This window comes from Exiguobacterium sp. RIT341 (assembly GCF_000632205.1).
Classification (GTDB): Bacteria; Bacillota; Bacilli; order Exiguobacteriales; family Exiguobacteriaceae; genus Exiguobacterium_A.
The window spans coordinates 1,508,351-1,521,734 of the sequence record NZ_JFYW01000001.1 but is presented as its reverse complement, the minus strand read 5'-3'; the positions used below and the strand labels follow the sequence as shown (position 1 = coordinate 1,521,734).

Sequence of the window (13,384 nt, the reverse complement as noted above, 5' to 3'; positions counted from 1 at the left end):
GTTACGGGAATAATGGAAAAAGGGGGAGATGATATGCGCAAGGTTAGGGTCTGGGTTGGACTTTTGACAGTAGTGTTCTATCTCGTCGTATCGACGATGATGTATGTCAGTGTCCGACCAGAAGCCTTGTCCGCAGAACCGTTCTCGATTGCAGAAGAAGACATCCGGTCGCCATTGACGATGGAGGATCGGGTCGCGACGAATCAAATCAAGGAAAATGCGATTGCTGCAATCGAGAGTCAGTATACGATCAAACAAGAGTATGCAGCACAGCAAATTGATAAAGTCGAACAACTTTTTGCTAGTTTATCCGGCATTAAAAAAGCAGACGAGATCAGTAAAATCAAACAGCGTTTGCGTGGGACAGAAGCGGCAACTCTTTTAAAGGACGACGAACTACGTTTACTTGTAGCTTCAACGACAGCGCTTCGAGACACGACACGGGATGTCGTCATTACAGCAATCGAAGAAGCGATGCGTCAGCGCATCTCGTCTGATGGCGGCGAAGTGGCTGAAGCACGTGAAAATGCCCGAACTGACATCGAACGTTCACCGCTTTCTTTCTCGCTAAAGGCGATTGCCAAGGCGTTGACCGATCAACTGATCGTGACGAACTACGTCTATGATCCGGAAAAGACGGAACAGCTTCGTAAACAAACAAGTGATAAAGTGGAACCGGTCATCATCTCGGAAGGGGAAGTGATCGTGAAGCGAGGCGAAGTGATTTCGCAAGATGCTTACCGCCAGCTACAACTCGTCGGCTTGATTTCTGACCGTCAGTCGTTGAAACCGTTACTTGGAGCGATGCTTGTCAGTGCATTGATGACTGCTTTCCTATTCGGCTTCATTCATCGCTCGAAACTACGGTATGCACAGATGGGGCGGATCCGGTTGTTTGGGCTTGTCTACCTCGTCGTCAGCTTACAATTGCTTGTCATGTATGGCATGGCGTTTTTAGCAAACGATATCAATCCTGCACTTTACTTACTCACACCGACCGCTTTTGTTGCGCTTGTTCTGCGCAATTTATTAAACGAACGGATTGCATTGTCAAGTTCACTCTTCACGGCACTTGCCGGAACATTCTTCTATAGTACGAATCAAAACTTCAGCTTCAATATCGCGATCTATTTGTTAGTCGGTGGTTTAGTCGCAACGTTTTTCCTACAGTCTAGTTTGTCACGTCGTCGTATTTTCATGAGCAGTATTTCGATTGCCGGAGCAAACATCGCGATTTTCTTTGCATTCGTTCTATTACGTAGTGGCACATTCGAATTACGTGAAACATTGACTTTAGTCGGTTTTGCGATTGCTAGTGGGATCTTGAGTGCCATTCTTGCGATTGGGTTATTGCCGTTCCTCGAAATGACATTTGGTATCTTAGCACCGACGCGTCTGCTCGAACTGTTGAACCCGACGCATCCCTTGTTGAAGAAACTCTTGGTCGAAGCGCCAGGAACGTATCATCATAGCATGATGGTCGCGAACCTAGCAGAAACAGCCTGTGAAGCAATCGGTGCAGATGGGTTGCTTGCGCGAGTCGGTGCCTACTATCATGATTTAGGAAAAACACGACGACCACTTTATTTCATTGAAAACCAGCATGGACGCAATCCGCATGATCGATTGACGCCGGAAGAGTCGGCACGTGTCATCTTGGCACATACAGAGGATGGTGTTGAATTGCTCGAAAAAGCAAAACTCCCGGCAGCGATCATCGATATTTGTCGCCAGCATCATGGAACATCGTTGCTCCGATATTTTTATGTCAAGGCAGCAGAACAAGGTGAAGTCGATGAGGATACGTTCCGTTATACAGGACCTAAACCACAAACGCGTGAAGCGGCGGTCATCATGATCGTCGACTCGATTGAAGCGGCTGTTCGTTCAATGAAAGCTCCTTCGGAAGAAGGAATTCGGGACCTAGTCGCGAAAATCATTCGTGAAAAGATGATGGACGACCAATTTGCGGAATGTGACATCACGACACGCGAGATTTATCGCGTTGGTGAAAGTGCATGTCATACCTTATCCGGTTTGTTCCATGAACGAATCGAGTATCCAGAATTAAAGAAAGAGGCAACGAAATGAACATTTATATGACAGACGAAAATAATCGTCTAACGGAAGAGCAACGACAGCTTGTCGAATCGATTTTGATTTACACGGCGGAACAAGAAGAAGTCGATCCGAACAGTGAGTTGTCCGTGAATTTCGTCTCAAACGACGAAATTCAAGAGATTAATCGTGAATGGCGTGGGAAAGATCAGGCGACAGACGTCATTTCCTTCGCGATGGAAGAACTCGGAGAAGATGAAATCGATTTTGGATTATTGGAAGATGAACCAGTCGTCCTCGGTGATTTGATCATTTCAGTGGAACGATGTCGCGAACAGGCGGCTGAATATGGCAATCATTTCGAGCGTGAACTCGGTTTTCTCGCCGTCCATGGTTTCCTCCACTTACTCGGATATGATCACATTGAAAAGGCAGATGAGGAAATCATGACGAAGCGACAGGAGGAAATCCTGCATCACTTCGAGTTATTCCGGGGCACATTGTGAAAAGCTGGTGGCAACCATTTCGACATGCGATGCATGGGTTGCGCCAATCGATTCGAGAAGAACGGCATATGAAAGTTCATGTCATCATTGGCGGCATCGTATTACTTGTCGCCTTTTTATTACCGTTGACATCTGTCGAGCGAGCGATTCTTTTTCTGACGGTCGGGATCGTCATAAGTGCCGAGATGTTCAATACAGCGTTTGAGCGCGTCGTGGATCTCGTGACACAGGAGTGGCATCCACTGGCAAAAGCAGTCAAAGATATCGCGAGTGGTGCTGTTTTAGTGTTGGCGCTTACATCTGTTGCGATTGCGCTATGCATCTTCATCCCATATTTGGTACAATAAGAATCCGGCCTTTTTGGTCAATACCGTTCCTAAAAAGGGGATACTCACATGAAAACAGAACAATTACTCGAACAAGCTAAACGTGCACGCGAAAAAGCGTATGTTCCATATTCAAAATTCCAAGTCGGTGCTGCTCTCTTAACGAAAGACGGACAAGTCTTCCATGGCTGCAATATTGAAAACGCAGCGTATGGTCTTTGTAACTGTGCAGAACGGACAGCTATCTTCTCTGCGTGGGCACAAGATGCGCGCGAGTATGCAGCGATGGCTGTCGTTGCGGACACAGAAGGACCGGTCGCACCATGCGGACAATGCCGCCAAGTGTTATCAGAGATGTGTGATGCGGATATGCCAATCTATTTGACGAACCTTAAAGGGGATGTCACAGAAACAACAGTGGGCGCTCTATTACCGGGAGCATTCACGAAAGGAGATTTACATGTTTAAAGAAGGATTCAAATCGGGCTTTGTCTCGATCATCGGACGCCCGAACGTCGGAAAATCGACATTCCTCAACCGTGTCATCGGACAAAAAATTGCCATCATGTCTGATAAACCACAAACGACGCGTAATAAGATTCAAGGTGTCTACACGACAGAAGATGTTCAGACGATTTTCATCGATACACCTGGGATCCATAAACCAAAACATAAACTCGGCGATTTCATGATGAAGGTTGCGACGAACGCATTGCGTGAAGTCGATGCGATCTTGTTCATGGTCAACGTGACGGAACCAAAAGGAAAAGGTGACGACTTCATTATTGAAAAATTGAAGGAACTCGATACACCAATCATTCTCGTCATGAATAAAGTCGATTTGATTCATCCGAATGATATTCCACCGATCATCGAGTCGTACAAAAATGAACTCGAGTTCGCGGCAGTCGTTCCGATTTCGGCGCTACAAGGGAATAACGTCGGACCGTTACTTGAAGAAATCGCAAAAATTCTACCAGAAGGACCGATGTATTACCCAGCGGATCAAGTCACTGACCACCCAGAGCGCTTCATCATCTCAGAGATGATTCGTGAAAAAGTCTTGCAAAAGACACGCGATGAAGTACCACACTCGATTGCCGTCGCGATTGATCAAATCAAGACGCGTGAGAATGGAAATATGGTTGATGTCCATGCGACGATCTTGATCGAGCGCGATTCCCAAAAAGGAATCATCATCGGTAAACGCGGAGCACTTCTAAAAGAAATCGGCTCTGAAGCACGAACGGACATCGAGATGTTACTCGGGACGAAAGTTTACCTGAACTTGTGGGTCAAAGTCCAAAAGGATTGGCGCAACAAGGCCGGTCAATTGCGTGAACTCGGCTTCCGCGATGATGAGTATTAAGCGATGATCGATAAGGCGGAAGGGCTTGTATTACGAACGGTCGTATACGGTGAATCGAATAAGATCGTTACGCTACTGACACGTGAATTCGGCAAGCTCGCCGTCATGGCGCGAGGAGCGAAGAAGCCGGGTAGCCGTTTTAACGCGGCTAGTCAGCCTTTCGTCCGAGCTGTCTATATCTATCCACGTTCACGGGGTCTCGGTCAGTTAAAATCAGCAGACGTCATTACAAGTCATGCGCATATTCGGCAAGATGTCGTGTTGATGGCCTATGCGATGTATCTATTGGAGCTTGCGGATAAAGCGCTTGATGAACGGGTGCCGCAACCGGCGCTGTACGATTTATTCGTCGAAGGACTAGAGGCGATGGATGAAGGACTAGATCCTGACGTCGTCTCTTTCATCATCGAATTGCGTCTGTTGCGTCATCTAGGCATTGCTCCACATTTGAATGGTTGTACGATTTGCGGAAGTGCTGAAGCGCCATTCGCTTTTTCGTTACACCACGGCGGTCTACTCTGTCGCCGGCATCGCCATGAGGATGAACATGCTGTCTATATGTCAGAGGCAGTTGCGAAGATGCTCTATGTGTTTTCCGTCTATGATTTCTCACGGATTGGTACCGTGACGGTAAAGCCAGAAACGAAGCGTCTACTACGTCAAATCATGGATGCTTATATGGAACGCTACAGCGGGTTACGTCTGCGTTCAAAACGTGTCCTCGACCAGTTGATTGATTTCGGCAACGATTGACAGCAACAAGCGGGTTCGGTAGAATGAATGCGGAAGAAGTAACTAAATGAACACGATGACGAAAAGGAGTACCGTCTTTTTTCTCAATCAAGCGATTCCAGGGTGGTGTGAGCTGGGAGTGAGAGGGGCGCGAACGGCGTTTCGGAGTGTTTTTGTCAAAAAGAGTGGCATGCGATGCATGCAAGTAGGGTGGAACCGCGGGCTCGTCTCGTCCCTATGTGCAACGATTGTTGTACATAGGGGCGTTTTTTGCGTTCCTTAATCATTTCGGAGGTGAAAGTCGTGAAGATGACAGTACAAGACATGATCTTGACATTACAAAAATTTTGGGCAGAACAAGGCTGCTTGACGATGCAAGCATACGACGTAGAAAAAGGAGCCGGTACGATGAATCCGATGACGTTTTTACGGAGTCTCGGACCGGAACCGTGGAACGTTTGTTATACAGAACCATCACGCCGTCCGGCTGATGGTCGTTACGGGGAAAACCCGAACCGTCTGTATCAACACCATCAATTCCAAGTCATCATGAAACCATCACCTGACAACATTCAGGAATTGTACTTACAAAGTCTCGAGTTGCTCGGGATCAATCCACTCGAACATGACATCCGTTTCGTAGAGGATAACTGGGAGAACCCAACGTTCGGTGCTGCTGGTCTCGGCTGGGAAGTATGGCTAAATGGAATGGAAATTACACAATTCACGTACTTCCAACAAGTCGGTGGAATCGAGTGTAATCCAATCGCAGTAGAGATCACTTACGGAATCGAGCGTCTCGCTTCTTACATCCAAGATGTCGAGAGCGTCTTTGATCTCGTTTGGACAGATGGGTTCAAATACGGTGATATCTTCTATCAACCGGAATTCGAACATTCGAAGTATACATTTGAAACATCAGATGTCGCTTTACTCTTTACATTATTCGATCAATATGAAAAAGAAGCGAATCGTGCCTTGGATGAGAATCTCGTTTTCCCAGCATATGATTACATCTTGAAATGTTCGCATACCTTTAACCTTCTCGACGCGAAGGGGGCGATTTCCGTCACGGAACGCACAGGATTCATCCATCGTGTCCGGAACATGTCGCGCCGTTGTGCGCAAAGTTTCATCGAAGAACGGGAACGTCTTGGCTTCCCATTGATCAAGTCGAAAGCAGGTGAGTCACATGCATGAATTATTACTTGAAATCGGTTTAGAAGAAATGCCGGCTCGATTCGTCCTTCAATCCGAAACACAACTCAAGGAACGCGTGATGCGTTTCCTTGAAGAAGCACGGATTGAGTTCACAAGCGTCGAATCCTTCTCGACACCACGCCGTCTTGCAGTATATGTCAAGGGTCTCGCAGCACGTCAAAGCGACCTCGAAGAGACATTAAAAGGACCCGCAAAACGGATCGCGATGGACGAAGCAGGGAACTGGACGAAAGCTGCAGAAGGATTTGCGCGTGGTAAAGGACTCACGACGGACGATCTCTTCCTTGGGGAAGAAAAGGGAGTCGAATACCTCTATGCGACGCGTAAGGAAACTGGACAAGCGACAGCCGATCTACTTCCCGGATTAAAACAAGTCGTTGAAGCGATGACGTTCCCGAAAAATATGCGTTGGAGCACACAATCGTTACGCTACATGCGTCCGATTCGCTGGTTAATTGCTCTTCTTGACGATCAAGTCATCCCGTTTGAAGTCGCATCCGTCGAAACAGGTCGGACGTCTCGTGGGCATCGCTTCCTTGGGCAAGACATCACGATTCTTCGTCCGAATGCCTATGTCGAAGCGCTTGCAGGAGAGCACGTCATCGTCAGTTATGAAGCTCGTCGTCAATTAATCGAAGAACAAATCGCGGCGCTTGCGGCGCGTGAACAATTCGAAGTACCGATCGATGCGTCTTTACTTGAAGAAGTCACGAATCTCGTCGAATATCCGACAGCCTTGTTCGGTGCATTCGATGAAGCGTATCTTGAGTTGCCGGAAGAAGTCTTGATCACGACGATGAAAGAACATCAACGGTACTTCCCAGTCAAACGTGACGGTGCGTTGCTCCACTATTTCGTGACAGTACGAAACGGGAACGCAATCCATCTTGAAAACGTTGCTCGCGGAAACGAAAAAGTCATTCGTGCCCGTTTAGCAGATGCTCAGTTCTTCTATGAAGAAGATAAAAAAGCAGACATTGATGAACAGGCGAAACGTCTTGATAAAATCGTCTTCCATGAAAAATTAGGAACGACAGGTGAAAAAGTCCGTCGTGTACGTCAAATGGCACTCGCACTTGCTGACCGTGTCGGCGCAGACAAAACACGTGTCGAACGCGCGGGTCAGATTTATAAATTCGACCTCGTCAGTCAGATGGTCTATGAATTCACGGAATTACAAGGTCTGATGGGTGAACGTTATGCGAACATGAAAAACGAGGATCCGGAAGTCGCTGCTGCGATTCGCGAACATTACATGCCACGCTTCGCGGGTGATGCAAGTCCGGAGACACCGACAGGGACACTCTACGCGATCCTTGATAAGATGGACAGCGTCGCTGGATTCTTCGGTGTCGGCATGATTCCAAGTGGATCAGCGGATCCGTATGCATTGCGTCGTCAAGCACAAGGAATTGTGCAAATCTTATCGGATCGTAAGTTGAACTTGACATTGACTGAACTGATTGCCTTCGTCGTGTCTGAACAGGTAGCAGCAGGTCTTTATACGAAGGATGCCGAAGAAGTACAAGCCGCATTACAAGATTTCTTTGCGCAACGTTTGAAGTACCGTCTATCGGAAATGGACTTCCGTCATGATGTCGTCGAAGCCGCTCTTGACCATATGTTGACAGTCGAAGCGAATGAACAGCGTGCTGCCATGCTCGAAGAGGCGACGAAAAAAGAATCGTTCAAGAAAACGGTCGAACAATTAAGCCGTGTCTTGAACATCTCGAAAAAAGCAGAAAGTGTCACAACTGTTAATCCAGCGCTCTTTGAAAATGATGCGGAACGCGAATTGCATGAGGCGATTGAGAAAGCCTTACCAGAGGTCGATCAAGCTATCGCGTCACTTGACTATGCACGTGCACTTGAGGCACTTGAGGCAACCGTTCCATCGATCACAGCCTACTTTGACGGTACGATGATTATGACGGATGACGAAACGGTCCGTACGAACCGTCTTAGCGAAATGAAACGATTTGCAGAAGCAATCGAATCAGTCGCTCGGTTCAATGCACTCACTTTAGCGTAAAGAAAAAGGACGGATGAGCCGATGAAGTTAAATGAACGGCAAAAAAAGATACTCCAAATCGTCAAAGAGAATGGTCCGATCACGGGAGAGCAGATTGCTGCAGCGCTCTCCCTGACACGAGCGACGTTACGACCTGATTTGTCGATTTTAACGATGACCGGCATGTTAGAAGCGCGCCCACGTGTCGGCTATATGTATGTCGGAAAGAAAAATGCTTCCATGCTTCATGAGAAACTGGACACCTTGACCGTCGGCGAATTCATGTCATCAGCAAAGGTCATTCATGAAGGGATGACTGTGTATGATGCAATCGTCCATTTATTCCTAGAAGATGTCGGTTCGTTGTTTGTCGTCAGCAAGGACCATGCGTTGGTCGGTGTGCTATCACGTAAGGATTTTCTACGTGCGGCAATCGGTAATCAAGAATTAGACTCGTTACCGGTCAATATCATCATGACACGAATGCCAAATTTGACAGTCTGTGAAAAATCGGAAACGTTAATAGGTGCCGGCATGAAACTGATCGAAAAACAGATTGATTCGATGCCAGTCGTCGAAGAAGAGAACGGGGTCTTGAAAGTCGTCGGTCGAATGACGAAAACGAACATGACGAAAGTGTTGGTCGCTTTAGCACGTGATGAAGAAATTTAAGGGGGGCTCCTGATGCGTCAACGGATTTATGTCGTGAGTGATTCTGTCGGAGAGACGTGTGAACTCGTCGTCCGCGCAGCTGCTATTCAGTTCCCGGAACAAGCCATCGAAACGGTCCGCATTCCGTTCGTCGATGATGATCAAGTCATTTATGACTTGGTTCTTCATGCAAAAGAAGAACAAGCAACGATCGCTTTTACGATCGTTCATGCGACGCATCGTCGTTTGCTTGCAGACACAGCGCGTGCCCACGGTGTAAAGGCGATTGATCTACTTGGTCCATTGCTTGACACGATGGAAGACCGTTTGCAGATGCAACCGAAGGAAGAACCTGGATTAATCTATCGCTTAGATGAGGAATATTTCCGGAAAATCGAAGCGGTCGAATTCGCTGTTAAGTATGACGATGGACGTGATCCAAAAGGAATTAAACGCGCCGATATCGTTTTGATCGGTGTGTCGCGTACATCTAAAACGCCGCTCTCGCAGTATTTAGCCTTAAAGCGATATAAAGTAGCAAATGTACCACTCGTACCCGAATCAATTCCACCGGCAGAGCTATTCGATATTCCAAAAGAAAAATGTTTTGGACTACTCATCTCACCGGAAAAGTTGATCGATATCCGAATGGAACGATTGCGTTCATTAGGACTCAAACCTGAAGCAGCCTATGCGCAGATGGACCGAATCAATCGGGAACTTGAATACGCACGGAATTTATATGAACGAATCGGATGCCAAATTATTGATGTGACGAATAAAGCAGTCGAAGAGACGGCGAATTTGATTTTGACCGGAATTTCCGGGAAAGCGCATGACTAGTCAAGCAGTCAGGAACATAGTATACTTGTTTAGCTGATAAATGAGATAATGCCCTTTTTCTAATGAAACGGAACGAGTCATCGTTCCGTTTCATTGCGGGTATGGTCATGTAAGGATAAGTTCTCAAGGAAAGGGGAGAGGACGGAATGAAGCGAATTCCTGATGAAATCGTCGATCAGGTCCGCCAAGCAACGGACATCGTCGAATTGATTTCAGAACGTGTAGAATTAAAAAAACAAGGGAATCGATATTCAGGGCTTTGCCCGTTTCATTCTGAGAAATCACCTTCCTTTTCTGTTTCTCCTGATAAAGGGATGTACTACTGTTTTGGATGTGGTGCAGGAGGAAATGCAATCACTTTCGTCATGGAAACAGAAGGAATGAGTTTCAAGGAAGCCGTTTCGAAATTAGCCGATCGAAGCGACGTCACACTTCCAGAGCTAGAACCAGACCGATTCGAGCAGTCGGAATCGACGCCTGAACAGGAAAAGAAGTTCCGCATGCGCGAAGCGCATCGAATCGTCACCGAGCTCTATCACGAGGTGCTGATTCAAACGGAAGCAGGCGACGCCGGAAGAATCTATTTAGAAAATCGCGGTATACGCGAGGGGGCGATGCGTGAGTTTCGACTCGGGTATGCACCGGATCAAGATCGTTTTACAGTGGATTCCTTGGCACGACGTGGGTTTGATTTAGATGAGATGGTCGAAGCGGGATTGATTTCAATCGGACGTGATGGTGATTATCGAGATCGATTCAACGGTCGGGTCGTGTTCCCTATTTCCGATCGTGATGGCACGATCGTCGGATTTAGTGGTCGTTCGATTGACGGTCGTGACCCAAAGTATGTTAATACAGCGGAAACCCCTTTGTTCAATAAAAGTGAACTGTTATTTGGATTTGCTCAAGCACGAGGGGCGATGCGTAAAATTAAACAAGTCGTCCTTGTTGAGGGAAATCTTGATGTTGTGCGTGTTGCTCAAGCGGGTATACCTTATACGGTAGCTTCTTTAGGAACAGCGTTAACGCCTGTTCATGCCCAAAACCTGGCACGCATCGTCGATGAAGTCATTGTTTGTTATGACGGAGACAAAGCAGGACGCGCTGCGACGCTAAAAGCCTTACAGTTGCTTGAGGCCGTTGCCGTCGACTGTTCCGTCATCCGCTTACCGGATGGCGAAGACCCTGACTCTTTTATTGGGAACCAGGGAGAAGAGACGTTTTTACACTGGATCGAACAAAAACGGGTTTCAAGTCTTGAATTCAAATCTTTTTATTTTCGACAAGGAAAAAACTTGCGATTAGAAGGAGAACGCGTTCGATATATTGAAACTATGCTTGAAGAGATTGGTCGAACATCCAATCCGTTGTTACGGGACATCTATTTAGGAAAACTTTCTGAGGAATTTAAACTCTCGAAAGATTCCTTGATCGCACAAGTGCGTCCAACCGTTCAACAGCCGAAAAGAGAACAAATCGTTTCCGATCGCCCGACCGCTGTACCGACAGCACCTCCTGAACGAACGTTCGCGAACTGGAAAAAGGCAGAACGCTTCTTGCTTGCCTACATGATCCGTTCCGAAGAAGTATGTCTAGAAGTGCGTGAGCAGCTGGGTGTCCAATTCAATGATCCGGCACATCAATTGATTGCCGGCAAGTTATATGAATTTTACGGGACAGGTACGCAAGGAAGTTCCGATCGTTTTTTGACGATGCTCCATGATGCTTCCCTGCAACGAATCGTAGTGGATCTAGAGTTCATGCTGATGCCTGAATATGATCCTGACTTACTCAGTCATTACATTCGTGCCGTCCAGAACGAACAGCAACGTCGATTGCTCGAAGAAGAAAAATCACGATTGAATCAACAAACAGATATCCGTGCCCAAGCGGAACTGATGCAGGCGATCATTGAACGAAAGCGTCGTTTAAAAGATCGATGACCTGCTGCATGATGTGGAAGGAGTGTATGGTTCGATGGCAGAAAAAGCAAGATCAGAAGCTGAATTACTCCGTCTCGCGAAAGAGGAACTCATCGCGCTCGGACATAAGAATGGTGAATTGTCGCACCAGAAAATCGAAGACAAACTGAGTTCGTTCGAATCAATGGATGCTCAGCAATTCGAGGAATTCCTTCAATTGCTTGAAACAGAAGGTATCAAGGTTAACAATGACGGTACAGGAGATGAAAAGGAAGAGGCGGATTTGAACGATTTGTCTGTTCCACCCGGCGTTAAGATCAATGACCCTGTCCGGATGTATCTAAAAGAAATCGGACGCGTGGATTTGTTGAATGCAGAAGACGAAGTTGAACTCGCAAAACGAATCGAACAAAACGATGAGGAAGCGAAAAAACGTCTAGCGGAAGCAAATTTACGTCTCGTCGTTTCGATCGCTAAACGGTATGTCGGACGCGGTATGTTGTTCCTTGATTTGATTCAAGAAGGTAACATGGGTCTGATCAAGGCGGTCGAGAAATTCGACTATACGAAGGGATATAAATTCTCGACGTATGCAACGTGGTGGATTCGTCAAGCGATCACACGTGCGATTGCCGACCAAGCACGGACGATCCGGATTCCGGTTCATATGGTTGAGACGATCAATAAATTGATTCGTGTCCAACGTCAACTTTTGCAAGATCTCGGACGCGAACCTTCACCGGAAGAGATTTCGAAAGAGATGGAAATCACGCCGGAAAAAGTTCGTGAAATCCTGAAAATTGCGCAAGAGCCGGTTTCTCTTGAGACACCGATCGGGGAAGAAGACGATTCACACCTCGGTGATTTCATCGAGGATCAAGATGCGACAGCACCACAGGATGCTGCTGCATATGAACTCTTAAAAGAGCAACTCGAAGATGTGTTAGATACACTCACGGATCGTGAAGAAAACGTCCTTCGTCTTCGCTTCGGACTTGATGATGGTCGGACTCGAACACTCGAAGAAGTCGGCAAGGTGTTTGGCGTCACGCGTGAGCGGATTCGTCAAATCGAAGCAAAAGCACTTCGGAAACTTCGTCATCCAAGTCGTTCAAAACGCTTGAAAGACTTCCTCGATTAATTCAAAGTGTGAAGAATATATGAAATTTTAGTGGGAAGGGAGAAAAAAGTTTCGTTTTTTTCTTCCTTCCCTGTTTTTTTTACAGTAGAATAGTAACGGGGAATACCATTCAGTCACCAACTTGGTTGGGTATAGAATATGGGGGGAATCCAAATGCGTAATCCATTAGTACCGTTTGCGGCGATCGCAGTCATCGCCATCATCGCAATGATTTCATTGTCTTACTTTGGGGTCGATCAGGTGAAGGAAGCTCGCAAAGGGCCGTCAACTGCAGAAATGAAGCCAGAAGACTTGTTTGCATCTAAAGGATGTACAGGATGTCACGGTGGAAACTTAGAAGGCGGCGTTGGTCCGAACTTAACAAAGATCGGCGCGAAGCTGAAAGAAGATGAAATCAAGAACATCGCAATGAACGGTAAAGGGCAAATGCCTGGCGGTCTTGCGAATGACGAAGAAGCAGCTGTTCTAGCTAAATGGTTAGCTGCTAAGAAATAAGAACAAGAGCATCTATCTCGTTACGAGATGGATGTTTTTTTATGGGCGGATGGTTTCTTTTTTACTGTAAATCCGCTATTTTAAAAGAGAGTTTTTCGGAAAATAGGAA

The 13,384-nt window shown here is 46.7% G+C and carries 13 protein-coding genes; all 13 read left to right on the top strand.

Annotated features, from left to right (window positions below; translation table 11 throughout):
- Positions 1 to 33: 33 nt before the first annotated feature.
- The 13 genes from BW42_RS07960 (at position 34) to cccA (ending at position 13,275) form a co-directional block, all read left to right on the top strand.
- Positions 34 to 2,091, top strand: a complete 2,058-nt coding sequence (locus BW42_RS07960) for an HD family phosphohydrolase (RefSeq protein ID WP_052019073.1) — start codon at positions 34 to 36, stop codon at positions 2,089 to 2,091.
- Positions 2,088 to 2,564 (top strand): rRNA maturation RNase YbeY, encoded by a 477-nt coding sequence (gene ybeY, locus BW42_RS07955; RefSeq protein WP_035409215.1) that lies wholly within the window; start codon positions 2,088 to 2,090, stop codon positions 2,562 to 2,564. The genes BW42_RS07960 and ybeY overlap by 4 nt, the downstream gene beginning before the upstream one ends.
- Positions 2,561 to 2,911, top strand: coding sequence for a diacylglycerol kinase family protein (locus tag BW42_RS07950; RefSeq protein WP_035409213.1), 351 nt, complete (start codon positions 2,561 to 2,563; stop codon positions 2,909 to 2,911). The genes ybeY and BW42_RS07950 overlap by 4 nt, the downstream gene beginning before the upstream one ends.
- A gap of 48 nt (positions 2,912 to 2,959) precedes the next feature.
- Positions 2,960 to 3,358 (top strand): cytidine deaminase, encoded by a 399-nt coding sequence (locus BW42_RS07945; protein WP_023467498.1) that lies wholly within the window; start codon positions 2,960 to 2,962, stop codon positions 3,356 to 3,358.
- Complete coding sequence (gene era, locus BW42_RS07940) at positions 3,351 to 4,259, top strand: GTPase Era (RefSeq protein WP_023467500.1); 909 nt, start codon at positions 3,351 to 3,353, stop codon at positions 4,257 to 4,259. The genes BW42_RS07945 and era overlap by 8 nt, the downstream gene beginning before the upstream one ends.
- Before the next feature lie 3 nt (positions 4,260 to 4,262).
- Entirely contained in the window at positions 4,263 to 5,012 is a 750-nt protein-coding gene (gene recO, locus BW42_RS07935; RefSeq protein ID WP_035409211.1) for a DNA repair protein RecO, read from the top strand.
- A 288-nt stretch (positions 5,013 to 5,300) separates the two neighbouring features.
- A complete protein-coding gene (gene glyQ, locus BW42_RS07930) occupies positions 5,301 to 6,191 on the top strand; it encodes a glycine--tRNA ligase subunit alpha (protein WP_029341034.1) in 891 nt (296 codons plus the stop codon).
- On the top strand, positions 6,184 to 8,244 hold the full coding sequence (glyS, locus tag BW42_RS07925; RefSeq protein WP_035409209.1) for a glycine--tRNA ligase subunit beta: 2,061 nt from the start codon (positions 6,184 to 6,186) through the stop codon (positions 8,242 to 8,244). The genes glyQ and glyS overlap by 8 nt, the downstream gene beginning before the upstream one ends.
- Before the next feature lie 21 nt (positions 8,245 to 8,265).
- Positions 8,266 to 8,895, top strand: a complete 630-nt coding sequence (locus BW42_RS07920; RefSeq protein ID WP_029341036.1) for a helix-turn-helix transcriptional regulator — start codon at positions 8,266 to 8,268, stop codon at positions 8,893 to 8,895.
- A gap of 12 nt (positions 8,896 to 8,907) precedes the next feature.
- Entirely contained in the window at positions 8,908 to 9,717 is an 810-nt protein-coding gene (locus BW42_RS07915) for a pyruvate, water dikinase regulatory protein (RefSeq protein ID WP_035409206.1), read from the top strand.
- Between the two features lie 146 nt (positions 9,718 to 9,863).
- Positions 9,864 to 11,660, top strand: a complete 1,797-nt coding sequence (gene dnaG / locus BW42_RS07910) for a DNA primase (RefSeq protein WP_035409205.1) — start codon at positions 9,864 to 9,866, stop codon at positions 11,658 to 11,660.
- Positions 11,661 to 11,694: 34 nt separating this feature from the next.
- Positions 11,695 to 12,780 carry an RNA polymerase sigma factor RpoD gene (rpoD, locus tag BW42_RS07905; protein WP_023467512.1) on the top strand — a complete coding sequence of 362 codons (1,086 nt, stop codon included), beginning with the start codon at positions 11,695 to 11,697 and terminating at the stop codon, positions 12,778 to 12,780.
- Between the two features lie 153 nt (positions 12,781 to 12,933).
- A complete protein-coding gene (gene cccA / locus BW42_RS07900) occupies positions 12,934 to 13,275 on the top strand; it encodes a cytochrome c550 (RefSeq protein WP_035409203.1) in 342 nt (113 codons plus the stop codon).
- The last annotated feature ends 109 nt before the right edge of the window (positions 13,276 to 13,384 follow it).

Bases quoted from the DNA above. Each gene is read 5' to 3' on its own strand.
- era (WP_023467500.1), top strand. From the start codon at position 3,351: ATGTTTAAAGAAGGATTCAAATCGGGCTTTGTCTCGATCATCGGACGC.
- BW42_RS07915 (WP_035409206.1), top strand. From the start codon at position 8,908: ATGCGTCAACGGATTTATGTCGTGAGTGATTCTGTCGGAGAGACGTGT.
- dnaG (WP_035409205.1), top strand. From the start codon at position 9,864: ATGAAGCGAATTCCTGATGAAATCGTCGATCAGGTCCGCCAAGCAACG.
- cccA (WP_035409203.1), top strand. From the start codon at position 12,934: ATGCGTAATCCATTAGTACCGTTTGCGGCGATCGCAGTCATCGCCATC.
- BW42_RS07945 (WP_023467498.1), top strand. From the start codon at position 2,960: ATGAAAACAGAACAATTACTCGAACAAGCTAAACGTGCACGCGAAAAA.
- glyQ (WP_029341034.1), top strand. From the start codon at position 5,301: ATGACAGTACAAGACATGATCTTGACATTACAAAAATTTTGGGCAGAA.
- BW42_RS07960 (WP_052019073.1), top strand. From the start codon at position 34: ATGCGCAAGGTTAGGGTCTGGGTTGGACTTTTGACAGTAGTGTTCTAT.
- glyS (WP_035409209.1), top strand. From the start codon at position 6,184: ATGCATGAATTATTACTTGAAATCGGTTTAGAAGAAATGCCGGCTCGA.
- rpoD (WP_023467512.1), top strand. From the start codon at position 11,695: ATGGCAGAAAAAGCAAGATCAGAAGCTGAATTACTCCGTCTCGCGAAA.
- recO (WP_035409211.1), top strand. From the start codon at position 4,263: ATGATCGATAAGGCGGAAGGGCTTGTATTACGAACGGTCGTATACGGT.
- ybeY (WP_035409215.1), top strand. From the start codon at position 2,088: ATGAACATTTATATGACAGACGAAAATAATCGTCTAACGGAAGAGCAA.
- BW42_RS07920 (WP_029341036.1), top strand. From the start codon at position 8,266: ATGAAGTTAAATGAACGGCAAAAAAAGATACTCCAAATCGTCAAAGAG.